General features: G+C 72.9%; 21 protein-coding genes. 7 read left to right on the plus strand and 14 right to left on the minus strand.

The annotated features are described in order from the left end of the window. Window positions 1–28: 28 nt before the first annotated feature. Window positions 29–802 carry a GDSL-type esterase/lipase family protein gene (locus FHU40_RS24745; protein ID WP_183595183.1) on the minus strand — a complete coding sequence of 258 codons (774 nt, stop codon included), beginning with the start codon at window positions 800–802 and terminating at the stop codon, window positions 29–31. A 50-nt stretch (window positions 803–852) separates the two neighbouring features. Between FHU40_RS24745 and dcd the strand changes: the two genes are divergently transcribed. Beyond that, window positions 853–1,428, plus strand: a complete 576-nt coding sequence (dcd, locus tag FHU40_RS24750; RefSeq protein ID WP_183595184.1) for a dCTP deaminase — start codon at window positions 853–855, stop codon at window positions 1,426–1,428. A 31-nt stretch (window positions 1,429–1,459) separates the two neighbouring features. After that, complete coding sequence (locus tag FHU40_RS24755) at window positions 1,460–2,437, plus strand: siderophore-interacting protein (protein WP_246391525.1); 978 nt, start codon at window positions 1,460–1,462, stop codon at window positions 2,435–2,437. 154 nt (window positions 2,438–2,591) lie between these two features. Here the strand turns inward: FHU40_RS24755 and FHU40_RS24760 are convergent, their stop codons facing one another. The 3 genes from FHU40_RS24760 to FHU40_RS24770 all read right to left on the minus strand — a co-directional run bounded on the left by FHU40_RS24760 (window position 2,592) and on the right by FHU40_RS24770 (window position 4,252). Continuing rightward, on the minus strand, window positions 2,592–2,747 hold the full coding sequence (locus FHU40_RS24760; RefSeq protein WP_183595185.1) for a hypothetical protein: 156 nt from the start codon (window positions 2,745–2,747) through the stop codon (window positions 2,592–2,594). Between the two features lie 50 nt (window positions 2,748–2,797). After that, window positions 2,798–3,622 carry a DUF4097 family beta strand repeat-containing protein gene (locus tag FHU40_RS24765; protein WP_183595186.1) on the minus strand — a complete coding sequence of 275 codons (825 nt, stop codon included), beginning with the start codon at window positions 3,620–3,622 and terminating at the stop codon, window positions 2,798–2,800. A gap of 87 nt (window positions 3,623–3,709) precedes the next feature. Next, the gene (locus tag FHU40_RS24770; protein WP_183595187.1) at window positions 3,710–4,252 is read right to left on the minus strand and encodes a pilus assembly protein HicB; all 543 of its coding nucleotides are present in this window, start codon (window positions 4,250–4,252) and stop codon (window positions 3,710–3,712) included. 202 nt (window positions 4,253–4,454) lie between these two features. Here FHU40_RS24770 and FHU40_RS24775 point away from each other — a divergent pair, with 202 nt between their 5' ends. Both FHU40_RS24775 and FHU40_RS24780 read left to right on the plus strand, forming a co-directional pair. Beyond that, window positions 4,455–6,182, plus strand: a complete 1,728-nt coding sequence (locus tag FHU40_RS24775; RefSeq protein WP_183595304.1) for a sodium:solute symporter family protein — start codon at window positions 4,455–4,457, stop codon at window positions 6,180–6,182. Window positions 6,183–6,192: 10 nt separating this feature from the next. Then, a complete protein-coding gene (locus FHU40_RS24780) occupies window positions 6,193–6,450 on the plus strand; it encodes a hypothetical protein (RefSeq protein WP_183595188.1) in 258 nt (85 codons plus the stop codon). A 151-nt stretch (window positions 6,451–6,601) separates the two neighbouring features. Here the strand turns inward: FHU40_RS24780 and FHU40_RS24785 are convergent, their stop codons facing one another. The 7 genes from FHU40_RS24785 to FHU40_RS24815 form a co-directional block, all read right to left on the minus strand. Next, window positions 6,602–9,805 carry a (Fe-S)-binding protein gene (locus tag FHU40_RS24785; RefSeq protein WP_183595189.1) on the minus strand — a complete coding sequence of 1,068 codons (3,204 nt, stop codon included), beginning with the start codon at window positions 9,803–9,805 and terminating at the stop codon, window positions 6,602–6,604. 145 nt (window positions 9,806–9,950) lie between these two features. Beyond that, complete coding sequence (locus FHU40_RS24790) at window positions 9,951–12,371, minus strand: amidohydrolase family protein (RefSeq protein ID WP_183595190.1); 2,421 nt, start codon at window positions 12,369–12,371, stop codon at window positions 9,951–9,953. Between the two features lie 19 nt (window positions 12,372–12,390). Beyond that, entirely contained in the window at window positions 12,391–13,317 is a 927-nt protein-coding gene (locus FHU40_RS24795) for an EamA family transporter (RefSeq protein ID WP_343058042.1), read from the minus strand. A gap of 162 nt (window positions 13,318–13,479) precedes the next feature. Beyond that, window positions 13,480–14,241: an IclR family transcriptional regulator gene (locus tag FHU40_RS24800; RefSeq protein ID WP_183595191.1), complete on the minus strand. Its 762-nt coding sequence runs from the start codon at window positions 14,239–14,241 to the stop codon at window positions 13,480–13,482. Between the two features lie 36 nt (window positions 14,242–14,277). After that, window positions 14,278–14,646: a hypothetical protein gene (locus FHU40_RS24805; RefSeq protein ID WP_183595192.1), complete on the minus strand. Its 369-nt coding sequence runs from the start codon at window positions 14,644–14,646 to the stop codon at window positions 14,278–14,280. A gap of 79 nt (window positions 14,647–14,725) precedes the next feature. Beyond that, window positions 14,726–15,937, minus strand: coding sequence for an MFS transporter (locus FHU40_RS24810; RefSeq protein ID WP_343058044.1), 1,212 nt, complete (start codon window positions 15,935–15,937; stop codon window positions 14,726–14,728). 75 nt (window positions 15,938–16,012) lie between these two features. Next, window positions 16,013–17,308, minus strand: coding sequence for a choice-of-anchor P family protein (locus FHU40_RS24815; protein WP_183595193.1), 1,296 nt, complete (start codon window positions 17,306–17,308; stop codon window positions 16,013–16,015). Window positions 17,309–17,475: 167 nt separating this feature from the next. Here FHU40_RS24815 and hutH point away from each other — a divergent pair, with 167 nt between their 5' ends. From hutH to hutU, 3 genes are all read left to right on the plus strand, one after another. Continuing rightward, window positions 17,476–19,032, plus strand: a complete 1,557-nt coding sequence (gene hutH, locus FHU40_RS24820; protein ID WP_343058051.1) for a histidine ammonia-lyase — start codon at window positions 17,476–17,478, stop codon at window positions 19,030–19,032. A gap of 93 nt (window positions 19,033–19,125) precedes the next feature. After that, entirely contained in the window at window positions 19,126–20,733 is a 1,608-nt protein-coding gene (locus FHU40_RS24825) for a methyl-accepting chemotaxis protein (protein WP_343058045.1), read from the plus strand. Window positions 20,734–21,126: 393 nt separating this feature from the next. Beyond that, window positions 21,127–22,851 carry a urocanate hydratase gene (gene hutU / locus FHU40_RS24830; RefSeq protein ID WP_183595195.1) on the plus strand — a complete coding sequence of 575 codons (1,725 nt, stop codon included), beginning with the start codon at window positions 21,127–21,129 and terminating at the stop codon, window positions 22,849–22,851. A 111-nt stretch (window positions 22,852–22,962) separates the two neighbouring features. On the opposite strand, the gene FHU40_RS29780 is transcribed toward hutU, so the two are convergent. The 3 genes from FHU40_RS29780 to dtd form a co-directional block, all read right to left on the minus strand. Continuing rightward, window positions 22,963–24,078, minus strand: a complete 1,116-nt coding sequence (locus FHU40_RS29780) for a matrixin family metalloprotease (RefSeq protein WP_183595196.1) — start codon at window positions 24,076–24,078, stop codon at window positions 22,963–22,965. A gap of 60 nt (window positions 24,079–24,138) precedes the next feature. Then, on the minus strand, window positions 24,139–24,282 hold the full coding sequence (locus tag FHU40_RS24840; protein ID WP_183595197.1) for a hypothetical protein: 144 nt from the start codon (window positions 24,280–24,282) through the stop codon (window positions 24,139–24,141). 86 nt (window positions 24,283–24,368) lie between these two features. Beyond that, entirely contained in the window at window positions 24,369–24,800 is a 432-nt protein-coding gene (gene dtd / locus FHU40_RS24845; protein WP_183595198.1) for a D-aminoacyl-tRNA deacylase, read from the minus strand. Between the last annotated feature and the right edge of the window lie 10 nt (window positions 24,801–24,810).

The raw sequence follows: 24,810 nt of genomic DNA on the forward strand, positions 1-24,810 counted from the left end.
CCCGCGGGTCTGCCGGGTCGCGGAGATACTAGTCGATCGGCGTGAGCGTGGCGCGCTTCGGGTCCAGCCCGTCGCCCGAGGAGCGTCCGGTGAGGCGGCGGTGCACCCACGGGATGGCCATCCCGCGCACCCAGGTGAGGTTCTCGCGGCGCTGCTCGGCCCTCGTCGGCGGCGGGCGGTCGGGCAGCGGCAGCGGCTCGAGCTCGTGGGGTACGCCGAGGGTGTCGAGCACCTCGATCGCCATCCGCTGGTGGCCGGCCGGGCCGAGGTGCATCCGGTCGGGGTCCCAGTAGCGCCAGTCGCGGTACTCCCGCATCGTCCAGAAGTCGACGACGGTGGCGCCGTGGGTGCGGGCGGCGGTGCGCACCAGTTCGTTGTAGAGCGCGAACCGGCCCCGCAGTGGCCGGTAGATCGCCGACCCGCCGGGGTCGAACGCCGTGAACACGACCAGCCGGGCACCGGTCGCCGCGAGCCGGCCGAGCGCCGCGTCGTACCGCTCGACGATCCCGTCGAGGTCGACGCGTGGCCGCAGGATGTCGTTGGCGCCCGCGTAGATCGTCACCAGGTCGGGCTCGAGCGCGACGGCGGGGTCGAGCTGCTCGTCGAGGATCGCGGGGAGCTTCCGACCACGGATCGCCAGGTTGGCGTAGCCGAACGACCGCCCGGTCGACGCGGCCTCGTGGCCGAGCACCTCCGCGACCCGGTCCGCCCAGCCGCGCACGCCGTTGGGACGCGCGGGGTCGGGGTCGCCGACGCCCTCGGTGAAGGAGTCGCCGATCGCGACGTACCGCTGGAAGCTCACCGTCTCATTGTCCGGGGTGGCCCGCGGGCGGCCACCGGTAGGGTGCCAGCGTGCTGCTGTCAGATCGCGACATCACCGCCGAGATCGACGCGGGGCGGATCGCCCTCGATCCCTACGATCCGGCGATGCTGCAGCCGTCGTCGATCGACGTCCGGCTGGACCGGTTCTTCCGGGTGTTCGAGAACCACAAGTACCCGCACATCGACCCCGCCGCCGATCAGTCCGACCTGACCCGGATGGTGGAGCCGGAGGGCGACGAGCCGTTCATCCTGCACCCCGGGGAGTTCGTGCTCGGCTCGACGTACGAGGTGGTGTCGCTGCCCGACGACATCGCGGCGCGGGTGGAGGGCAAGTCCTCCCTCGGCCGCCTGGGCCTGCTGACGCACGCGACCGCCGGGTTCGTCGACCCCGGCTTCTCCGGGCACGTGACGCTGGAGCTCGCGAACGTCGCGACCCTCCCGATCAAGCTCTACCCGGGCATGAAGATCGGCCAGTTCTGCTTCTTCCGGCTCTCCTCGCCCTCGGCGCACCCGTACGGCTCGGAGAAGTACGGCTCGCGCTACCAGGGCCAGCGCGGCCCGACGCCGTCGCGGTCGTTCCAGAACTTCCATCGGACGCCGATCTAGCCATCAAGTGAAGTTAGGCTAACCTAACTTCATGACCATGACCTCGGCGTCCGGCACGGAGCAACCGCAGCTGTCGATGATCCTCGACGAGGTCGAGGTGGTGCGGGTGGAACGGCTCTCCCCGTCGTTCGTCCGCGTGGAGTTCGGCGGACCCTGCCTCGAGCACTTCGGGGTCGAGGGGCAGCCGCTCTACGACCAGCGGATCAAGCTGGTCTTCCCAGGTGTCCCGGGCGGCCCGGTGCCGTCGTTCGAGGGCGTCGACGACTCCTGGTGGGAGACCTGGCTGGCTCGGCCGGAGGCGGAGCGCGGCCACATGCGTACCTACACCGTCCGCGACCTCGTGGGCAGCGGCCCCGACACCCGACTGGTTGTCGACATCGTGGTCCACTCCGACGACCATGGCGACCCCGGCCCGGGCTGCGACTGGGCCGCGCGCGCCGCGGTGGGGGACCGGGTCGTGGTGCTCGGGCCGCGACGTGGCCAGTTCTACGGCGGCATCGAGTTCGAGCCCGGTACGGCGGGCCGCCTGCTGCTCGTCGGCGACGAGACCGCCGTGCCGGCCGTGTGTGCGATCCTCGGCCAGCTGCCGTGGGACGCGGTGGGTGCGGCGTTCCTGGAGATCCCGACCGCCGCCGACGCCCAGACCGTGCAGCACCCGGAGGGTGTCCGGGTGGTCTGGCTGCCCCGGGCGGGCGCGGCCCACGGCGAGTTGCTGCACCCGGCGGTGCTGGACCACCTCGGTGTGGGCGCCGCGGCGGTGGCGGGCGCGGAGGCCGACGAGGTCGATCCCGACCTGTGGGAGACCCCGACGTACTCCTCCTCCGGGGAGGACGTCGACTCCGCCGCGACCGTGGTCGGCCACGACCTCGACGACCTCTACGCCTGGATCGCCGGCGAGTCCGGCGTGGTCACCGCGCTGCGGCGGGTGCTGGTCAAGGACCTCGGGGTCGACCGCCGCCAGGTGGCCTTCATGGGCTACTGGCGCCGCGGTGTCGCGATGCGGTCGTAGCTGCGGGCCGGCGGTTGTGGGACCGGGATAGTCCGTCACGTTCTGGTTGCCGACGATCGGGATCGACAACCAGAACGTGACGGACTATCCCCGCCGCCGACCATCTCCGCCGCGGACCATCTCCGCCGCGGACCATCTCCGCCGCGGACCATCCTCAGTTGTCGACCCGGTCGGCGAGGCGGCGCAGCCGCTGGGCGAGCAGGTGCCGGTGTGCGGTGGCGGGGATCTTGGGGGTGCTCGCGCGGGCGATGCGCTCCGCGAGCTGCTGGCGGTTGATCTCGGCGTCGAGCGTGCCGGTGCTGTACTCCATGACGGTGCTCCTCTGCTGATCTGGCTGCTGGTGGGGTGCGGCCGAGGCGCTCAGACCTCGGCGAGGACGATGTCGCCGCTGACGGTGCGGGCCCGGACCTCGACGTGGTCGGCACCCTGCTCGGGCTTGCCGGCGCCGGTCAGGTTCGAGCGGATGTCGCCGGTGACCGTCGAGATGTCGGTCCACACCGGGACGCCGGAGGGGACGCCGACACGGACGTCGCCGGAGGCGCCCTTGACGCTGACCCGGCCGCGCTGGGCCCGGGAGACGACCAGGTCGCCGGAGCCGGTGGTGAGCGACACGTCGTGGCTCGACTCGACGACCTCGAGGTCGCCGGACCCGGTCTTGACGACCGTCTGGCCGTGCGCGCCGCCCACGCGGACGTCGCCGGACCCGGTCGAGATCGACGTGACCCCGGCGGTGGCGCCGATCACGACGTCGCCGGAGCCGCTCTTGACCTTCAGCGCGTCGCCGGCCGTGTCGATGCGGATGTCGCCGGAGCCGGTCTCGGCGAGCAGGGGGCCGGTCGCGGCCTCGACCTGCATGTCGCCGGAGCCGCTCTTGACCTGTCCGGTGTCGATCGTGCCGCGGACGCCGATGTCGGCACTGCCGGTGCGGACGACCGCGTCGCTGCCGGTCGGGACGGTGATGCGTACGTCGAGCCGGGAGTCGCTGCCGAACAGCCCGCCGCGCTGCCGGGGCGCGACGACGCTGATCCGGCGGCCGTCCTGGCGTACGTCGACCTGGTCGGCGTCCCGGCCGGCGATCTCGACGTGCGTCTGCTCGGTCTCGGTCGCGGTGACGTCGACGCGGCCCTTGCCGATCTCGGCGAACAGCTCGACGGGGTGTGGTGTGTCGAAGTGGTGCTCGGTCATCGTGGTCTCCTGCGCGAGGGTGTGTTCGTCCGCGGGGCCGGCCGTGCCGGTCCCGGGATGGGGTGGATGGTGGGGTGGGGTGGCTCGCTAGACCCAGCCGGACATGCGCTTGCCGGGGCGCTTGCCGCCGCCGAACGGGTCGTTTCCGCTGACGAAGGGGATGCTCGAGAGGTCGATGTCGACGTTGATCGCCCCCTCGCTGCGGGTGGCGGCCCGGACGACATTGACCAGCCAGGTGTTGAGGGAGTGGCCCGAACGGGCCGAGAGCTCCTCCGCCTTGGCCTTGACCGACTCCGGGATGCGGAGCGTGATCCGGGCGACGCCGCCCTCCTCCTCGGCGTCCTCCGCGGCCGGCGGCGCCGGGGGCGGAGGCGGCGGGGGTGCGGCTGGCGGGGCGTGCACCGCGAACTCCAGCTCGCGGCCGTTGAGGCGTACGTCGACCCCGCCCGAGGGCAGCTCGGCGGTGATCTCGGCGGCGGCCTGCGAGATCGCCTCCATCAGCGCGAGTCGGGCCGCCGGATCGAGCGCGAACGCGAGCCGGTCGGTGACCTCGCGGGCCTCCGGCCCGGCGGCGTCGGCGGCCGCGAGCAGGTCGCGACGGAGGCTCTCGACGTACGGCGTGATGTCCATGTGCACCACGATGACACCATTGTGATGTCACGTCAACCCTCCGGTGACATCATTTGGCGCCGCGTTGACATCACCCGGTGCGGGCGAGGCGGGGCCGGGTTTGTCGGTGAAGGCTGCTGGGCACGACGTCCGGTGGTTCCTCCGGGGCTTTCGCCGCCGGATCGGCGCACGAAAGGCAGGCCGCATGTCGAGTCCGACCGCGATGGCCAGCACGATCATCGACGCGCAGTTCGTCGACTACCTGCTGATCTTCATCTACTTCGCCGTAGTGCTCGGGATCGGGCTGCTCGCCCGCCGGCAGATCTCCGACTCCCTCGACTTCTTCCTCTCGGGCAGGTCGCTGCCCGCGTGGGTGACCGGGCTGGCGTTCATCTCCGCGAACCTCGGCGCGGTGGAGATCATGGGGATGTCGGCGAACGGTGCCCAGTTCGGCATCCCGACCGTCCACTACTTCTGGATCGGCGCGATCCCGGCGATGCTGTTCCTCGGCGTCGTGATGATGCCCTTCTACTACGGCTCCAAGGTCCGCTCGGTGCCGGAGTTCATGTTCAAGCGGTTCGGCACCGGCGCCCACCTGGTCAACGCGATCTCGTTCGCCGTCGCGCAGCTGCTGATCGCCGGCATCAACCTGTTCCTGCTCGGCAGCATCATCCACGCGCTGCTCGGCTGGCCGCTGTGGGTGGCGCTGATCGTGGCCGCGGCGATCGTGCTCTCCTACATCACGCTGGGCGGACTGAGCGCGGCGATCTACAACGAGGTGCTCCAGTTCTTCGTGATCGTCGCGGCGCTGCTGCCGCTCACGCTGATCGGCCTGCACCGGATCGGCGGCTGGGACGGGCTCAAGGACGGCATCACCAGCGCCGCCGACGCCCACCCGGACACCATCGCGCCGGCCGCCGACCAGCTGAACTCCTGGCCCGGTACGGCGCTCACCGGCTTCTCCTCGGACTTCTGGTCCGTCGTCGGCATCGTCTTCGGCCTCGGGTTCGTGCTGTCCTTCGGCTACTGGACCACCAACTTCGTCGAGGTCCAGCGGGCGATGGCGTCGAACTCGATCTCCTCGGCCCGCAAGACGCCGATCATCGGCTCCTACCCGAAGATGTTCGTCCCCTTCATCACAATCCTCCCCGGCATGATCGCCGCGGTGCTCGTGACCGAGATCGCCGACGTCAAGGCGGGCGAGACGGTCGCCGGCGGCGCCTCCGGTGAGGGAGTGACGTACAACGACTCCCTGCTCTACCTGATGCGCGACGTGCTGCCCAACGGCCTGCTCGGCGTGGCGATCGCCGGCCTGCTCGCGGCGTTCATGGCCGGCATGGCCGCGAACGTGTCGGCGTTCAACACCGTCTGGAGCTACGACCTCTGGCAGCGGTACGTCGTCAAGGACCGCGGCGACCAGTACTACCTGGTGGTCGGCCGGATCGCGACGGTGGCCGCCGTCATCATCGCGATCTTCACCGCCGGGCTGGCGTCGAACTACTCGAACGTCATGAACTACCTCCAGACGCTGTTCGGGTTCTTCAACGCCCCGCTCTTCGCCACGTTCATCGTCGGCATGTTCTGGAAGCGGATGACCCCGACCGCCGGCTGGGTCGGCCTGGTGGCCGGCACGCTCGCAGCGGTGCTCGTCGGCGTCGCCAGCGAGGACGCGCTCGGCTCGCTCAGCCAGGGCTGGATCGGCATCAGCGGCCAGGGCGCGTCGTTCGTCGCCGCGGGTGCGGCGTTCGTCGTCGACGTGGTGCTCAGTGTCGTGGTCTCGGGCTTCACCAGGCCGAAGCCGGTCGAGGAGCTGCGCGGCCTGGTCTACTCGGAGACGCCGCGGGAGGATCTCGTGGATCCCGAGGAGGCGTCGCGCCCGTGGTACCAGCGGACCCTGCCGCTCGCCGGCATCGCGCTGGTCATGGTCATCATTCTGAACGTGATCTTCTGAGGAGCCCGACATGCCACGCACCCAGCACACCGCCGGCGCCTTCGACATCCGCAACATCATCGGCGGGCTGATCGGCCTCTACGGGATCATCCTCGTGCTCATGGGGATCTTCGGCGACAAGGAGCTCGACAAGACCGGTGGTGTCAACGCCAACCTGTGGGCCGGCCTGGTCATGCTCGTCATCGGGATCGCGTTCCTCACCTGGGCGCGGCTGCGGCCGGTCCGGGTGCCCGAACATCCGGAGTCGGGAGAGCGGGACGCCGGGTAGGCGGTCGCGGGGTTTGGGCGCTGTGCTCGTTTCACCGGCTGGCCGGGGAAACGAGCACGACACGCCGATGGGCACGGGGGTGGTCAGGGAAGGCGACGGGGACACGCCGGTGACGATCGGCGTGTCCTGCTCGCTTTGCCTGGCGGCCTCGTCAGAGGTCGAAGAGTGAGCCGGCTCCGTGGATGTCCGCGTCGGTCTTCGGCTGGTGCGCCTGGACGTCCTGTGGCGCCTTCGGTTCCTCGTCCTTCGTCTCGGCTTCGTCCTCCGGCTCCGGTACGGCGGGCTCGTCCCCGGCCGCCGCGGTGGCGGCCTGGCTGAGGGCGACCGGGTCCGGCTTGTCGTCGGCCGCGGGCTCGGGGGCGGCGATGTCGAAGAGCGAGCCGCCCTCGGGGATCACGGTCGCGGCCGGGGCACTCGGCTCCGCCGCCGCGGCCGGCTCGGGAGCGGGCTCCGCCGCCGGCTCCGGTGCGGCCTTCGGTGCGGCCTCCGGGACGGCGATGTCGAAGAGCGATCCGCCCGAGCCGAGGTCGGCCACCGGTGTCGCGGCGGGGGCCTCGGTGGGCTCGTCGGCCTTCCCCGCCGCCGCGGCCGGAGCTGTCGGCTCCGGGGTGGGCTCGGGGGCGGCGATGTCGAAGAGCGAGCCGCCGGCGCCGAGGTCGGCCGCAGGTGCGGCGGCCTCGGGCTCGGCCTTGGCCGCAGGCGTCGGCGTCGGCGTCGGCTCCGGGGCGGCCTCCGGGGTGGCGATGTCGAACAGCGACCCCCCAGACGAGGCGGGCGACGAGGCGGGCGGGGTGGCCGGCGGGGCCTCCGACTCGGCCGGACCGGCGTCGGGCTGGCCGCCACCCAGATCGAAGAGCGACCCTCCCGACGAAGCGGGCTCGGCAGGCGCGGCCTGGTCTCCGCCGAGGTCGAAGAGCGAGCCGCCGGAGGAGGCGGGCTTCGCGGCCTCGGCCTCCTCGGTCGGGGCCCGCTCCGGGCTCGCGGTCGCCGGCGCCTCGCCGAACATCGAGCCGGCGTCGTCGAAGAGCGACGAGCCGCCGCTGGCCTTCGCGGCCGGGCCGGCATCGGCGGTCTCGACCACGGTGTCCTCGGTGACGGCCGCAGGAGCGGCGGCAGGAGCGGCGGCCGGAGCAGCAGCAGGAGCGGCGGCCGCCGAGCCCGGCGCCAGCTTGGTCGCCATCTCGCCCTTCACCGAGGCCAGCAGCATCTGCGCCACGTCGAGGACCTCGACCTCCTCGCGAGCCGCGCCGGCGGCCTGCTGCGCGGTGAGCCCGTCGGAGAGCATCACCCGGCAGAAGGGGCAGCCGACCGCGATCTGGTCGGCGCCGGTGCCGACGGCCTCACGGGTGCGGTTGACGTTGATCCGCTCGCCGAGCGTCTCCTCCATCCACATCCGCGCGCCACCGGCGCCGCAGCAGAAGGACCGCTCGGAGTTGCGCTCCATCTCGACGTACTCAGCGCCGGGCAGCACCTGGAGCAGCTCGCGCGGCGGCGAGTAGACGCCGTTGTGGCGGCCGATGTAGCACGGGTCGTGGTAGGTGATCGAGCGCTTGTGCGCGCCCGCGCCCTCGCGCACCGGCGTCAGCCGGCCCTCGCGCACCAGCCGGTTGAGCAGCTGGGTGTGGTGCACGACCTCGAGCTCGACGCCGAACTCCCGGTACTCGTTCTTGAGCGTGTTGAAGCAGTGGGCGCAGGTCGAGACGACCTTCTTGACCTTGTACTCCTGGAAGGTCTCGACGTTCTGCTGTGCGAGCCCCTGGAAGACGAACTCGTTGCCGGCGCGCCGGGCCGGGTCGCCGGTGCAGGTCTCGCCGTTGCCGAGTACGCCGAAGGAGACGCCGGCCAGGTCGAGCAGCTCGGCCACGGCGCGGGTGGTCTTCTTCGCGCGGTCCTCGTAGGCGCCGGCGCAGCCGACCCAGAACAGCCAGTCGACCTCGTCGAGCGACTCGATGCCGCCCTGATCGGACGGAGCGCCGACGACCTTGACCTCGAAGGGCAGGTCCTTGGCCCAGTCGAGGCGCGCGGACGGCGACATGTTCCACGGGTTGCCCTTGTTCTCCAGGCCCTTGAACAGGCCGTTGAGCTCCGCGGGGAAGTTCGACTCGACCAGCACCTGGTAGCGCCGCATGTCGACGATGTGGTCGACGTGCTCGATGTCGACGGGGCACTGCTGCACGCACGCGCCGCACGACGTGCACGACCACAGCACGTCCTCGTCGATGACGAAGTCGCCGTCGGCGGGGTTGTAGAACCAGTCCGTCACCTCGGCGCCGGCGCCGGCGGCTGCCTCGGCGTCGGTCTTGCCGACCAGCGCGCGGGGCGCCGTGCCCGCGGGCGCGCCCGCGTGGGCGTAGGCCTCCTCGCGCAGGCCCATCATCAGCAGCTTCGGCGACAGCGGCTTCTCGGTGTTCCACGCCGGGCACTGCGACTGGCAGCGACCGCACTCCGTGCAGGTCGTGAAGTCGAGGATGCCCTTCCAGCTGAAGTCGGTGATCGAGCCGGCGCCGAGCACCGAGTCCTCGTCGAGGTCGTCGATGTCGTCGAGCGAGACCGGCCGCCCGCCCGAGGTCAGCGGCGCCAAGGCGCCCAGCGCGGTGCGGCCGGAGCCCTCGCGCTTGAACCAGATGTTGAACCAGGCCGTGAACCGGTGCCAGGCGATGCCCATCGTCAGGTTGCGGGCGACCACGATGAGCCACACCATCGCGAGCGCGATCTTGAACACCGCGACGCCGTAGATGATGTTCTCGAGGCTGCCCGGTGCGGCGGGGTAGAGCAGGTCCCCGACCCAGGAGGCGATCGGGTAGTGGCTGCGCCCGGCCTCCTCGTCGAGGCGCCACTCCGCGCCGCGGACGAAGAGGATCGCGCTGCCCTCGAGCAGGGCGAGGTACTCGACGAAGTAGGCCTGCCACTGCGTCGAGCCGAAGAAGCGGCTGCCGCGGCCCAGGCGCCGCGGGTGCTTCACCTGGCGGTAGACGATCAGGACGATGATGCCGACCGTGCTCAGCAGGCCGATGAGCTCGCTGAACCACTCGTACGGGTACCAGTGCCCGATGATCGGCCAGGCGAAGTCGGGCTGGAAGAGCTGGAAGTACGCCGCCGCGACGGCCGTGCTGAGGAAGATGAACGCCGCGAAGACGAACCAGTGCATGACGCCGATCCACGTCCACTGGAGCATCCGCGTGTGGAGCACGGTCTCCTTGAGCATCGTGAGCGTGCGGGCGAGCGGCTGGTCGGTGCGCCCCGCCGCCGGTTGGCCGAGCCGGATCACGCCCAGCATCTTGAGGACCGCGGGCACCAGGATCGCGAGCGCGACCGCGGTGAGCCCGAGGCTGACGACGACGGCGAAGGTCTGCATTTTGGAGCGGGACTCCCTTGTGGCGGCTCGGTGGCGGCAGTCGGGCGGCGCCGTACGGCGCTCGGTGGAGCCTATTCCCCGTGCTCCGCGACGTCAGGCCCGCGGGACGTGAGAATGATCCTACCTGCAAGTAACTTCTGGGAGCTCACGTCCGTGCGGTCAGGCCGGTGACCTTCCCGCGCCGGGAGAACGTCACGGTCACCCGCACCTTCGGGTCACTCCCGGTGCGAGCGCAGAAGCGGTACGTCGAGCCGAGCCGCTGGTAGGGCTGCCCGACCGCTCGGAGCACGTCCTTGGTCGACATGCCCTGCCGGACCCGCGACTCGACCCTGCGGAGCGGCTTGCGCAGCTCCGGGTTGCGGCACGAGTCGGGCGCGACGCCCACCGCGCGCTCCCACGTCTGCAGGTAGGCCTCCGCGCCGCGCGCCATGTCGTCCCGGATCCGGGCGCCGTCGCCGCGCCGCTGGGCCTCCGCGACCTTGCCGAGGTCGGCGATCCAGTCGGGGTAGAGGCCGTACTGCGCCACGCCGTCGACGTTGATGTCGTAGACCCGCTCGCCGGCCCGCTGCCGCTCCACGCTCACCACGCCCAGCCCTCGGAACGGGTAGGTGACGGGGTTGGCCACGTCGGAGCCACGTGGGTCGCCCTGCGCGCCGAGGCCGTTCATGTCCGCGCCGTACCCGATGCCCCAGTAGTAGCGAGGGTCGGCCCATCCGACGTGCCGACGCCACTTCTCGACGAACCCGGTCGAGTCGCCGGCGTACGGCGTGATGAAGCCGCCCTGCCGGTAGATCCGGGGATAGGCGTCGGGGGTCGACCAGGAGTGGCTCGAGATCACGCCGTGGTAGCCGAGGTCGTCGATCTGGTCGAGCGCGGTCGCGCGGGCCTTGACGCTCATGTGGTCGGGGTCGAAGAGCAGGTGGCGCTCCGCCAGGCCCGCGATGGTGTGCTCGCCCAGCGTGGTCAGCCCGCGCGCGTTGCAGTGGTGCGCCCGGCCGTAGAGGGGCAGCGCCACGCGCAGGGTGCCGAACAGCGACCCGATCGCGCCGAACAGCGCGTCCTGCTGCTGCGCGGAGATGCTCGGCATGGCGACCTGGTCGCGGTCGTGCGACTCGCCGTCGGCGGGCTCGCAGTGCCGCATGTCCCAGAACGACCCGGTCTCGAGGAAGTTCGCCGCGTTGACGGCCGTGCCGACCGCGCCGTTGTCGCCGGCCACCCCGGCCAGGGCGTTGTCGAACTTGTTGACCAGCTCCATCTGCCGCACGCCCATCGCCCGCACCCGGTCGAGCTGCTCGTCGATGTCCCCGATGTCGCACTGCGGGACGTCGAGCTTCGTCGTGCAGCCGAAGGGCACGCTGGTCTCGATGCCCATGACCACCGCCAGCTTGCCGGCGTTGATCACCTTCCGCGCCTGGAAGGGATTGGTCACGATCCGGTAGAAGCCGCGGCCGGGCCCGCCGGACTGCGCGTCGACGTAGTCCTGCAGCCGGTACATGTCGTCGGCCTGCCGGGCGATCGACCGCATGTCGTCGCACGCGGCGTACTCGGGGCCCTTCTTCAGCGGGTAGAGCCGGCACAGCTGGTCGTTCTCGACGAGCAGGTTGACGAAGATCCGCTGCCCGCCGCGCCAGGCCCGCTCGAGCCAGCGGTAGTAGGTGCCCTCGTGGGTCAGCGACTCCGGCGCCGGCCAGTCCCGGAAGGTCGGCCACCCGACCGGGTCGTGGTGGGGCTCGCCGGAGAGCACCGACTCCAGCACGCCGCCGTACCCGCCGGTCGCGGTGTGGTCGGGGCAGTCGACGAGCGCGTACGGTGCGCCGTACTGATCCCAAGGCTTGCCGCAGTGGGCGGCGCCGCCGAGGAACTCGAAGGCCATGCCGTGGGTGTGCGCGTCGACGTACCCGCGCACCTCCTGGTACGGCGTGACGCCCGCGTGGGGCCGGCCGGAGACGTCGATCTGCGACTCGGGGTACGCCGTGCATCCGGTCGTCCGGGTCAGCCGGAAGCGGCGGGCGCCGTCGATGCTCAGCGGCACCTCGTCGTTGGTGAAGGTGAACCAGGGTCCGGACTTCCGGGCCGTCCACACGGTCCCGGTGCCGGGCCGGTCCGCGCGGGCACCGCCGGCCGTCACGAAGGCGCGGTCGGCGTCGTAGAGAAGGTAGTCACCGAGATCGGTGGGCTTGAAGTAGATCGGGGCGCCGGCCAGGTCGTAGCAGCCGTTGGCCATCGCGTAGCGATCCTGCGGGTGCTGCGTGCGCGGCCGGGTGACCCGCACCGAGGTGAGGTCGGGATCGGGCAGCGCCCGCTCTCGCGCGACGTAGGCCGCGCTCGCGGTCCGCTCGGCCGCGGTCGTCGGGTCGCGGGTCGCCGCGCCCAGCTCGCCGGCCCGTGAGACGGCGTTCTGGTCCTGCTCCCGGGCGCCGAGCGCGGCCTGGGCCGCGCCGTAGCGGGCCGACAGCGCGCCCTCGCGCACGCCCGCCGCGCCGCCGAGGACGGCGGCCCCGGTGAGCAGGGCGCCGGCGGCGACCACGGCGATCACGAGACGGCTGACGGGGCGCGGGTTCGTCACGCCTGACTCAACGAGCGGGCTACCCCGGGGGTACGGCGGGCTCGGGCTGCCGCCGTCCGAGGCCGGCGACCGCGACCAGGATCAGCGCGGTGCCCACGATGCCGGCGACGCCGAGCCGCTCGTCGAGCCAGACCGCGGCGACGAGCGCGGCCGTCACCGGCTCGAGCAGCGTGGCGATCACGGCGGCGCTGCCCGGGACCGTGCGCAGCCCGGCGTAGAACAGCCCGTAGGCGAGCGCCATCGTGAAGATGCCGAGGTAGAGCAGCGTCAGCGTCACGGTGGCGTCGCCGGAGCCGGTCGTGAGCGAGCCGCCCAGCGCGGCCACCAGCAGCAGGGCGACCGCCCCGACCGTGGTCGTCGCGGTCGTGAGGGTCAGGGGGCTCGTGGTGTGCGTCAGGGAGCGCCCGATCGCCGTGGTCGCGGCGTACGTCGTGCCGGACCCGACCGCCAGCAGTACGCCCAGCGTCGGGTGCGGGCCGGGGTCGTGGGCGCCCGCGGCCAGGCTGACCAGCACCAGCCCGGCCAGCGCCAGCACCAGCACCGCGACCTGGCCGAGCGTCGGCGCCGAGCGTCGGCGTACCGACTCGGCGACGGTCAGCAGCACGGGCGCCAGGCCCAGGCTGACCACGGTGGAGACCGAGACGCCGACCGCGACCACGGAGCCGAAGTAGAGGGCCTGGTACGCCGCGGTGCCGCAGCCGGTCACGATCACCCGGGTGGGGTGCGTGCGCACGAGCGTCCCCAGCCCCCGCAGCTGGCGCAGCGCCAGCAGGACGACGAGCAGGACCGCCGCCGCGATCACCATCCGCCAGGCACTGATCGTGAGCACCGACATCGGCACCCGGTCGCGGATCACCTGGACGCCGAGCCCGCCGGTGCCCCACAGGATGCCGGCGAGGCAGATCTGCACCAGGCCGAGACCGGCGCGGGGCGTCGGCGTGCTCACCCGGCCATCCAACCCGACCCGGTGCCCGCCGTCGCCCCGATTTCGGCCGCGTCGCTCGATGTCGGTGGTCGAGAGGTGTCGGGGCTCGAGAGGTGTCGGTGGTTGAGGCGCGAGGGCCGCCAGGCCCGAGCCTCGAAACCACCGCCCCGGCACAGGGCCCGATCACCGCTCGGTGGAGCGCCCGCTGATCCGACGGGTGAGCGCGGTCGCCGTGGCGGTGACCGCGCCGGCCAGGCGCGGCTGGTCCCCTTCGTCGCGGGGGAAGGTCACCGCGACGGCGGCGACCGGGTGCTCGTTGTGGTCGAGCACCGCGACCGCCACGCTGGCGAGCCCGGGCGTGACCTCGCCGTCCTCGACGGCGTACCCGCGCTGGCGCGTGTCGGTGAGCACGCGGCGCAGCGCGCTCAGCGAGCGCGGCCCGGCGCCGTGCCGGTCGACGAAGTCCGCGGCCTGGGAGTAGAGAGCGCGCACCTGGGGCGCGGGCAGCCGCGCGAGCACCGCGCGACCGCTGGCGGTCAGGTGCGCGGGCAGCCGGACACCGACGTCGGTGACCAGCGGCGGGCGGCCGGGCGCGCGCTCCTCCACGACGTACAGCACCTCGCGACCGTGCAGCACCGCCAGGTGCGCCGACTGCCCGACCCGGTCGACGAGCGTCGCGAGCGGCCGCCGGGCGAGCCGCTGGAGGGGCTCCTGGCGTGCGTAGCCGCTGCCGAGCTCGAACGCCGCGAGTCCCAGCCCGTAGCGGTGCTCGTCGGCGAGGTGGACGACGAAGCCCTCGTCGATCATCGCGTTGAGCAGGTGGTACGTCGTGCTGCGCGGCAGCTCGCACGCGCGCATGATCCGGTCCAGCGCCACCGGGTCGGGCTGGCCGGCGAGGAAGCGCAGCACCCGCATCGCGCGGGTCGCGGCCGGCACCTGGCTCATGGCCGCAGGGTACGGCGTGGCCGCTCCGGCGCCCGCTCAGGTGCCGCGGTGGGTACCGGTGCCGGGCTGGTAGCCGTCGGACCGGTGGTCGACGTCGGGGTCGATGGCGTCGGCCTCCCGCACGGCGTCCTCCTGGCGGGCCTCCTCCATCTGCAGCCCGCGGCGGGCCTCGGTCGCCTCCTGCTCCGCGCGCTCGGCCTCGGCGCGGGCGATGTCCGCCCGGCTCGCCGCGGCGGCCGCGTCCCGCTGCGAGTCCCGGACCGCGCCCGCCTGACCGGCGGCCTCGGCCCGCACCTGCGCCGCGCGGTGGCGCTGGTGGGTACGCCGGCGGCGGGTGGTCAGGATCGCGGCGGCCGCGACCAGCAGCACGACGACGATGACGATGATGACGATGGCGGTGGTCATGGTCCCTCCTCGGGCAAGGCTCTCCCCACGCCGTACCCCGCGGCGCGCGGCGCACTCCTCCGGGACTCGGGCTCCGGGGTCAGGACAGCGGGCGCTCCCCGCGCACCGGCACCAGCGGCGCCGCCACGAGGGGGAACAGGGCGGCCAGGGCGAAGGCCGCGGCGTACCCGAGGTGCGCGATCGCCAGGCCCGCGACCGGTGGCACGGCAGACGCGGCGAGGTACTGGGCGGTGTTCTGTGCGCCCAGTGCGCGTCCGGACCAGAACGGCCCGGCGCGCTCGGCGACGGCGGTGAACGCCAGGCCGTTGTCGGCGACCGTCACCAGGGTCGCGACGATCATGAGCACCACGGCGACCGCCAGGTCCAGCGCCGCCGCGAGGCCGAGCAGGGCCAGGACGGCCGATGCGACCAGTGCCACCCAGCGCAGTGGCCGCATCCGCGCGCCGACGACGTCGGAGAGATGACCGGCGGCGATCCGTCCGAGCGCGCCGGCCACCTGGGCCACCGCGACCACGACGCCGGCCGCGGCGGTCGACCAGCCGCGGTCCTGGACCAGCCAGACCAGGGCGAACGTCCACACCAGGAACTGGGGGACGACCAGCAGCACCGAGACGCCGTGGATGCGCGTGAGGTAGGAGTCGACCCGGTAGGGGTTCGCGGCGACGGCGCCCTCGCGGCGTGCCGGACGCGGTGGGTCGACGACGGTCGCGGCGACGAGCAGCGCAGCGAGTGCGCACGCGACGGTCGGCACCCAGAGCGCGGCCTGGACGCCGTGCGCCTCGGCGACCACCGCGATCGAGATGGCGGCGACGCCCACGCCGACGGGCTGGGCCATCTGCCGGATGCCCATCGCGAGTCCGCGGCGCTCGGGCGGGAACCAGCCGACGACCACCCGCCCGCTGGCCGCGTTCGTGCTGGCGGCCGCGGCGCCGGCCAGCAGCAGCGTGACGACGAGCGGGGCGAGGCCGCCGGTCAGGGCGCTGGCGACCCCGGCGACGACGGTGGACCCGAGGCCGGTGAGCAGCACGAACCGCTCGCCCCGCCGGTCGGTGACCCAGCCCCACGCCACGAGCGTGAGCATCACGCCGATCAACGGTGCCGCGGCCACCACGCCGGCCTCGGCGAGGCCCATGCCCTGCTGCCGGTGGAGGGTGGGGATCAGGAACGCCGGGCCGTGGACCATCACCGCCGCCGCGGCCTGCGCCCCTGTGCTGGTGGCGAGCATCGTCCACCGGCGGCCGGTGCCGATGCCGGCGGGGCCGGCCGGCGCGGCCTGCTGACGAAGGGACACAGCCCTCAGTCAACGCCGCGTCGGCCGGTCGGGCAGGCGCCGTCTTGCAGAATGACCGCGCCGCCGTCCTGCCGCTCAGGTCGGGTTGCCGCTCCTGCCGATCCGCAGCCGGGCGGTCGCGAGGTCGAGCACCGCGCCGGTGCCGTCGAGCAGCGTCACCCGGAGCCCGATCACCTTCAGGCCGGTCGCGAGCCGCTGGACGATCAGCGGCTCCAGCCTCGCGACGCCCGGGATCTCGAGCGGACCGGTGTCGGGGAAGTACCGCCGCTCACCGTCGACGGTGACCGCTCCGAGGGAGGAGCCGTCGCTGCTGCGGGAGACCTTCCTGCCCCGCCGCTCGACGGTCGCCTGGGCGACCACGCCCTCGATCCGCAGGGCTCCGGCCAGGTCGACCTCGGCCACCGTCGCCCTCGAGAACCCCCAGGCCTCCGCGCCGGTCTGAGCGCCCAGGCCCTCGCTGGTCATCGCGCCGACCTTGATCTGGCCAGCGAGGTCGAGACCTGCCAGCGAGGACCTCCGGACCGTGCCGCCGGTGCCCTGGCAGGGCACCCGCTGCACCGGGTTGCGGCCGAGGCCGACCAGCTCGCCGCCGATCGAGCCGCTCACGCCGTACGCCGAGCCGGCGAAGACGCCGTGGCGGGCCCCGCTGAAGATCTCCGCGCCCGCGTGGGCGACGCGGACGCGGGTGTCGGTCCGGAGCAGGTGCACCAGCAGGCCGTTGGCGAAGGCCCGGGCCCGGTCGCTCCGCTCCCGGGTCCAGGTCGAGGCCAGCGAGATCGTCGCGACGTCGGGGATGGTGACCGGGTGTCCGGGCAGGGGCAGCTTCAGCTCCTGCGGGGCTCCGCCGGGCGGGGTGAAGGCCAGCCCGCCGAGCTCGGTGGAGGTGGCGGCGTGGAAGCCGGTCCCGTCGTGGGCGGCTCGAGCGGTCGTCGTGATCGCGGAGAGGCTGAGGGTGCCGAGCGGCGAGTCGCTGAGCACGACCTCGCCGACCCGGTGCCGAGTGGTGATCGCGACCTCGCCGCCGCTGCGACTGGTCCAGGTGCGGGTCCGGCTGCCGGCGACGGCGCCGAGGCCGGGGATCCGGACCGACGCGAGGTCGTTGCCGCGGTCGATGCCGGTCTTCGTGGTGCAGCCGATCACCGCCAGGGCGGTGGCGCCCGCGGCCGCGGGGAGCTGGCCACCCTTCACGTCGGTCGCGAAGCCGGAGCCGCGCAGCGCGAACTCCGTGGGCGTCCGCCCGACGCCTCGATCGGCGGCGGGCCCGGCGGCCCGCGCGGACCAGGTCGGTGCCGACAGCGCGATCGGGGCGAGGAGTGCGACTGTCGCGATGGCGACACCCGTCCGTGCGGTCCGGGTTCTGAGCTCTGGCATGGGGCATCCCTCCGCTCGGGTCAACGTGCAGGACTGGAACGCGTTACTGTGATCGGGGTCACGGATGGGACCGCTCCGGCTTCGTCTCGGATCTCAGACGGCGAGGGGATCCGGCGCCCTGGTGAGGGTGCCGGCGGGCGACGAGGATTGCGGGCATGACCTCCGGTATCACCCCCGACCGACCGACCGTCGAGGTCGGCGTCGGTCCCGTCTCCTTCGCCGATGTGCTCGCCGTCGCCCGCGACGGCGCCGCGGTCCGGATCGGCGGTGACGCCCTCGCCGCCATCGACCGCGCCCGTGCCGTCGTGGACGAGCTGGCCGCCGCGCCGACCCCGGCGTACGGCGTCTCGACCGGCTTCGGCGCGCTCGCGACCCGGCACATCCCGACGGAGATGCGCGCCCAGCTGCAGCGATCGCTGGTGCGCTCGCACGCCGCGGGCTCGGGTCCCGAGGTCGAGCGCGAGGTGGTGCGCGCACTGATGCTGCTGCGGCTCTCGACGCTGGCGACCGGCCACACCGGCGTACGCTGCGAGACCGCGGAGCTGCTCGCGGCGCTGTTGACCCACGCGATCACGCCGGTGGTGCGGGAGTACGGCTCCCTCGGCTGCTCGGGCGACCTCGCGCCGCTGGCCCACTGCGCGCTCGCGCTGATGGGCGAGGGCGAGGTGCGCGACGCGGCCGGCACGCTGATGCCCGCGGCCGACGCGCTCGCCGCGGCCGGGCTGACCCCGGTCGAGCTGGTCGCCAAGGAGGGCCTGGCGCTGATCAACGGCACCGACGGCATGCTCGGCATGCTGGTCCTGGCGATCCGCGACCTGCGGATGCTGCTGCGCACCGCCGACATCGCCGCCGCGATGTCGGTCGAGGGGCAGCTCGGCACCGACCGGGTCTTCGCGCCCGAGCTGCAGGCGATCCGGCCACACCCCGGCCAGGCCGCGTCGGCCGCCAACCTGGCGGCGCTGCTCGCGGACTCCGGGGTCGTCGCGTCGCACCGCGGCCCCGACTGCAACCGCGTGCAGGACGCCTACTCCCTGCGCTGCTCGCCGCAGGTGCACGGCGCCGCGCGCGACACCGTGGAGTACGCCGCCACCGTCGCCGGCCGCGAGCTCGCCTCGGCGGTGGACAACCCGGTCGTGCTCGCCGACGAGTCGCGCGTGGAGTCCAACGGCAACTTCCACGGTGCCCCGGTCGCGTACGTCCTCGACTTCCTGGCGATCGTCGCCGCCGACGTGGCATCGATCAGCGAGCGGCGTACCGACCGCTTCCTCGACAAGGCCCGCAACCACGGGCTGCCGCCGTTCCTCGCCGACGACCCGGGCGTCGACTCCGGCCACATGATCGCGCAGTACACCCAGGCCGCGATCGTCTCGGAGCTCAAGCGGCTCGCGGCGCCGGCCTCGGTCGACTCGATCCCCTCCAGCGCCATGCAGGAGGACCACGTCTCGATGGGCTGGTCGGCCGCCCGCAAGCTGCGCCGCGCCGTCGACGGGCTGGCCCGGGTGGTGGCGATCGAGGTGCTGACCGCCGCCCGCGCGCTCGACCTGCGCGGCCCGCTGACCCCCTCGCCGGCCACCGGATCCGTCGTCCGGCTCCTCCGGGAGTCCGGCATCGACGGCCCGGGCCCCGACCGCCATCTCTCGCCCGAGATCGAGGCGGCCGTCGCGCTGGTCGCCTCGGGCGCGGTGCTGGAGGCGGCCGAGGGTGTGGTCGGGCCGCTCCGCTGACGCTCGGGCGGCCGATCGCTCAGGTCGCCGCCGGGTCGGTCGATGGGCCTACCGCGCCGGGTCGACCGCCGATCCGGCGAGGAGGGTCTCACTGTGTCCAACTCATCGTCCGCACCCCGTCTCGCGCGCCTGACCGGGCTGTCGCTGCGCACGCGGCTGCTCGCCGCGTTCCTCGTGGTCGCCCTGGTCAGCGTCGTCGTCGCCGGGTTCGCGCTGACCCGCATGAGCAGCATCAGCGACCGGGCCGAGGCGGTCTACGAGCGCGGCACCGTCCAGCTCGACGCGACCCGTGGCCTCCAGGTCCTCTGGTGGGAGTACGCCGCCCACGACGCGCGCACCGCGATCGAGTCGATCCCGGCGGACACCCTCGCCAAGGAGCAGCAGGCGGTGCAGCGGACCTCTGAGGCGCTCGTGCAGCGGGTCCAGGCGGTCCAAGCGATGGACCTGCCGGCCAGCGTCGCGGACAACATCCGCGACTTCACCGCCGCCGTCGAAGGCAACAACGCCGTGCTGCAGCTGCTCAAGAGCGGCGAGCTCCCGCCGGCCGAGTTCGCGGCGGCGCTCGCCGACCTCGACACGTACGCCGCGCAGGCCGAGGAGTCGATCACGGCCGCCAACGCCGCCGAGCAGCAGGAGGCCGCCGAGCAGGCGGCGTCCGCGCGGGAGGCGTTCGAGTCCGCCCGCACGACGACCATCGTCATCATCTGCGTGGGCCTGCTGCTCTCCGTCGGCCTCGGGATCGGTGCCGCGCGCAGCGTGGCCGGCCCGATCGCGGCGACCCGCGAGGTGCTGGCCCGGGTCGCCGACGGCGACCTGACCGTGCGGGTGTCCGAGTCCGGAGCCCGCGAGATCACCGAGATGAACCGTTCGCTCAACTCGACCCTGGACGCCTTCGGCAAGGTGATGGTGCTGGTGCGTGACTTCGCCCAGCGGCTGGCCGGCTCGTCCTCGGCGCTGCGCGGCACCGCCGGCGCCATCGCGGCCAACGTCGAGGGGGTCGCCCAGCAGGCCGAAGTGGTCTCGTCGTCGGCCGGCGACGTGTCGCGCAACGTCGGCACCGTCGCCTCCGGCTCGGAGCAGATGGAGTCGGCGATCCGCGAGATCGCGCAGAGTGCCAACGCGGCCGCCCAGGTGGCGGGCAACGCCGTCGGCGTCGCCGCCGCCACGACCGAGACGGTCGGCAAGCTCGGCGCCTCGTCGCAGGAGATCGCCTCGGTCGTCAAGGCGATCACCTCGATCGCCGAGCAGACCAACCTCCTCGCGCTCAACGCGACCATCGAGGCCGCGCGCGCCGGTGAGGCGGGCAAGGGCTTCGCGGTGGTCGCGGGCGAGGTCAAGGAGCTCGCCCAGGAGACTGCGCGGGCCACCGAGGACATCTCGCGCCGGGTCGAGACGATCCAGTCCGACACCAGCGGCGCCGTCGAGGCCATCGGTCAGATCAGCGCCGTTATCGCGGAGATCAACGACTTCCAGATGACGATCGCCTCCGCCGTCGAGGAGCAGACCGCCACCACCAACGAGATGAACCGCAACGTGCTCGAGGCGGCCAACGGCTCCGAGGGGATCGCCAGCAACATCTCCGGGATCGCGGATGCGGCGGCCCAGACCCTCGCCGGCGTCACCGACGCCGAGCGCGCGGCCGGCGAGCTCGCCGACATGGGCGCCCAACTCGAGGAGGCGGTCGGCCGCTTCCGCGTCTGACCCCTCCGTCTATCTGCTCGGCTGCTCGGTCGGTCGGCGTGGTCCTGTGGGTGGCGGTGGGGGATAGCCACAGGCGGTGTGGTTGTTCCCGGCGGTCCGGAACGACCAGATCGTCACTGGGTATCGTCCGGTGACGGTCGGGGCGTCTTGCACCGAGGGCTGGCTGTCGGTCGGCTGCTCGGCTGGTCCGGCTGGTACAGGTCGGCCGGTCGGCGTGGTCTTGTGGGTGGCGGTGGGGGATAGCCACAGGCGGTGTGGTTGTTCCCGGCGGTCCGGAACGACCAGATCGTCACTGGGTATCGTCCGGTGACAGTCGGGGGGCGTCTCGCATCCGAGACGGCTCGGGGCTGGTCGGTCTGGCGGGAGGCCCGGCGTACCTCGTTCACTGGAGGCATGCCGACCTCGAACCCCCGCCTTCCGATCCACGCCGCGCACGGCACCGAGCTGAGCGCCCGGTCCTGGCAGACCGAGGCGCCGCTGCGGATGCTGATGAACAACCTCGACCCGGAGAACGCCGAGCGTCCCGAGGACCTCGTCGTCTACGGCGGCACCGGCAGGGCCGCCCGCAGCTGGGAGGCGTACGACGCCCTGGTGCGCACGCTGTCGACGCTGGCCGACGACGAGACGATGCTCGTGCAGTCGGGCAAGCCGGTCGGCGTCATGAGGACCCACGAGTGGGCGCCGCGGGTGCTGATCGCCAACTCCAACCTGGTCGGCGACTGGGCCAACTGGGAGGAGTTCCGCCGGCTCGAGGACCTCGGCCTGACCATGTACGGCCAGATGACCGCCGGCTCGTGGATCTACATCGGCACCCAGGGCATCCTCCAGGGCACGTTCGAGACGTTCGCGGCCGTCGCGGACAAGCTCGCCCGAAGGGCCGCGTCGGTCCCTGAGGAGCCGCGAGGGACGAGCGGCGTCTCGAAGGGCGAGGGCACCCTGGCCGGGACGATCACCCTCACCGCCGGCCTGGGCGGCATGGGCGGCGCGCAGCCGCTCGCGGTCACGATGAACGACGGCGTCGCGATCTGCATCGAGTGCGACGACACCCGGATCCAGCGCCGGATCGACCACCGCTACCTCGACGTACGCGCCGCGTCGCTGGAGGAGGCCGTGCAGCTGGCGGTGGAGGCGCGCGACGCGCGGCGTCCGCTGTCGATCGGGGTGCTCGGCAACGCGGCCGAGATGGTGCCGGCGCTGCTCGAGCAGAACGCGCCGATCGACATCGTGACCGACCAGACCTCGGCGCACGACCCGCTCTTCTACCTGCCCGTCGGCGTGCCGTTCGAGGAGTGGCAGGCGCAGCGCGAGGCCGACCCGGCCGGCTTCACCAAGGCGGCGCAGGCGTCGATGGCCGCGCACGTCCGGGCGATGGTGGAGTTCCAGGACCGCGGTGCCGAGGTCTTCGACTACGGCAACTCGATCCGTGACGAGGCGCGCAAGGGCGGCTACGACCGGGCCTTCGAGTTCCCGGGCTTCGTGCCCGCCTACATCCGACCGCTGTTCTGCGAGGGCAAGGGCCCGTTCCGCTGGGCCGCGCTCTCCGGCGACCCGGCCGACATCGCCGCCACCGACCGCGCGATCCTGGAGCTGTTCCCGGAGAACGAGCGGCTGCGGAAGTGGATCACGATGGCCGGCGAGCGGGTCTCGTTCCAGGGCCTGCCGGCGCGGATCTGCTGGCTCGGGTACGGCGAGCGCCACCTGGCCGGCCTGAGGTTCAACGAGATGGTGGCCTCGGGCGAGCTGAAGGCACCGATCGTGATCGGCCGCGACCACCTCGACTGCGGCTCGGTCGCCTCGCCGTACCGCGAGACCGAGGCGATGCTCGACGGGTCCGACGCGATCGCCGACTGGGCGCTGCTGAACGCGCTGGTCAACACGGCGTCGGGGGCGACCTGGGTGTCGATCCACCACGGTGGCGGGGTGGGCATGGGCCGGTCGATCCACGCCGGCCAGGTCTGCGTCGCCGACGGCACCGAGCTGGCCGCGCAGAAGATCGAGCGGGTGCTCACCAACGACCCGGGCATGGGCGTGATCCGGCACGTGGACGCCGGCTACGACCGGGCCGTCGAGGTCGCGGCCGAGCGCGGCGTACGGATCCCTATGTCCGAGCTCGCTTGACCCGAGCTCGCGAGGGGCAAGCGAAGAGCGAGGAGGTTGAGGAGGCTCGGCGAGCCGTCTCGAAACCCGGAGGGCTGAGCCGGCGGTCCGGCTACCCCGCCGGCGGTCCGGCTATCCCCGTGGCGTCGTGACCGGCATCGGCTCCGGGATCGGCGCCGGGGCGACCCGGGCGGTCCGCGACCGCCAGTACGCCTTGCGGACGCAGCCGGCGGCGAGACCCGACTGCTGCATCCCGGCGAGGTCGCCGCGGCTGTAGCGGGCCCGGAAGACGCCGTCGGGGTCCGGCAGGCCGTTGGAGGGGTACATCAGCTGGTCGGGGTGCTTCTTGACGTGCCGCAGCCCGAAGGCGTGGCCGATCTCGTGGAGCAGCACCTGGCCGACGGTGAAGGCCGGGCCGTCCCAGGCGGGGTACTGGGTGCCGTTGGACCACTGGTCGGTGTTCAGCGTGACGCCTGCGGACTGGGTGAGCCAGACCTTCCGGTGGCCCTTCCGCGCGATGGCGGCCCGGCCCCACAGCGGCCCGCCGAGGCCACCGACCGTGGTGCCCCGGAACTGCTTGATCCGGTCCTCGCGGGCCCAGGCGATCACCAGGTCGACGCCCTTGCGCAGCTTGGTGCGCTTGTGGCGGAACGGCACGACCTTCGTGGTGCCGGCGTACTTCACCTTGATGCCGGTGGCCCAGGCCACCTGCTCCATCGCCTGCTTGGCCAGCTCGCGGCCGGTCGGGCCGACCTCGGCGTCGTTGACCTGGTAGCGGATCACCTGGCAGGGGTTGAACAGGTACCGGTGCCCGCGGGTCTTGGTGAAGCCGTGGAACTTGGCCTTGCCGCGCGGCTCCCACGACGGGCGCACGTGCACCTTGGTCGCTCGGTTGAACGCGTGCCGTCCGCCGGCGTGGAGCCGCACCCGGTGCGTGCCGTACCACTTGAGGGTGCCGGTCACCTGGAACCGCCCGGACTTCTTGCTGTGTCCGCGGGCGAAGGTGCGCCAGCCACCCGGGAACTTCGCCTGCAGCTGCAGCGAACGCTTGCCGCCGCGCACCTTGCCCTTGGCGGTGAGCCGGACGTCGTCGGCGTCGGAGTACGTCGTGTGGTGCCATCGGACCTTCTGCCCGGCCCGCTGGAGCGGGTCGGGCCCGGCGGCACCCGCGGTGCCGACCGGGAGGGCGATGAGGGACGTGGCGAGGAGGAGCAGGCACGCGAGCGGTGCCACCCGGAGACGAGTCACGGGGCGTCCATGCCCGCTCTCCGGTGGCAGGAAACCTCGGGAGCGGACAAGGAGACGTGTCTAGTAGACGCGGCGCCGGGTGCCGCCGATCGGGACGAGGTTGAGCACGAGGCCGACGATCGCGAGGATCGCTCCGATCGTCGTGAGGATCGGGATGCCGGCCAGCAGGCCGATGAGCAGCAGGATGACGCCGAGGACGATCATGTCTTTCCCTCCCTGGTCGTGGCCCGGGGGTGTGGGCCACGACGGGCGGTACCCGACGTCGTCGCGGGCAAACGCTCGGGCGGGTGTCAGCGGGGGCTGTCGAGGACCATCGTGATCGGCCCGTCGTTGACCGAGGCCACTCGCATGTCGGCGCCGAAGACGCCGCGCTCGACCCGGGCGCCCAGCCCCTCGAGGGCGCCGCAGACCGCGTCGTACAGCGGCTCGGAGACCGGGCCCGGCGCCGCCGCCAGCCAGGTGGGACGCCGCCCCTTGCGGGCGTCGCCGTACAGCGTGAACTGGCTGACGACGAGCACCGGCGCGCCCACGTCGGAGGCGGACTGCTCGCCGCGGAGGATCCGCAGGTCCCAGATCTTGCGGGCGACCCAGGTCACGTCGGCGGGGCCGTCGTCGTGGGTGACGCCGAGGTAGGCCAGCAGCCCCGGGCCCTCGAACCCGCCGACGACCTCGCCGCCGACGGTGACGTTCGCGCCGAGGACACGCTGGACGACCGCTCTCACTGCGCGTCTC

The sequence above is a fragment of the Nocardioides soli genome (genome assembly GCF_014191495.1).
Classification (GTDB): Bacteria; Actinomycetota; Actinomycetes; order Propionibacteriales; family Nocardioidaceae; genus Nocardioides; species Nocardioides soli.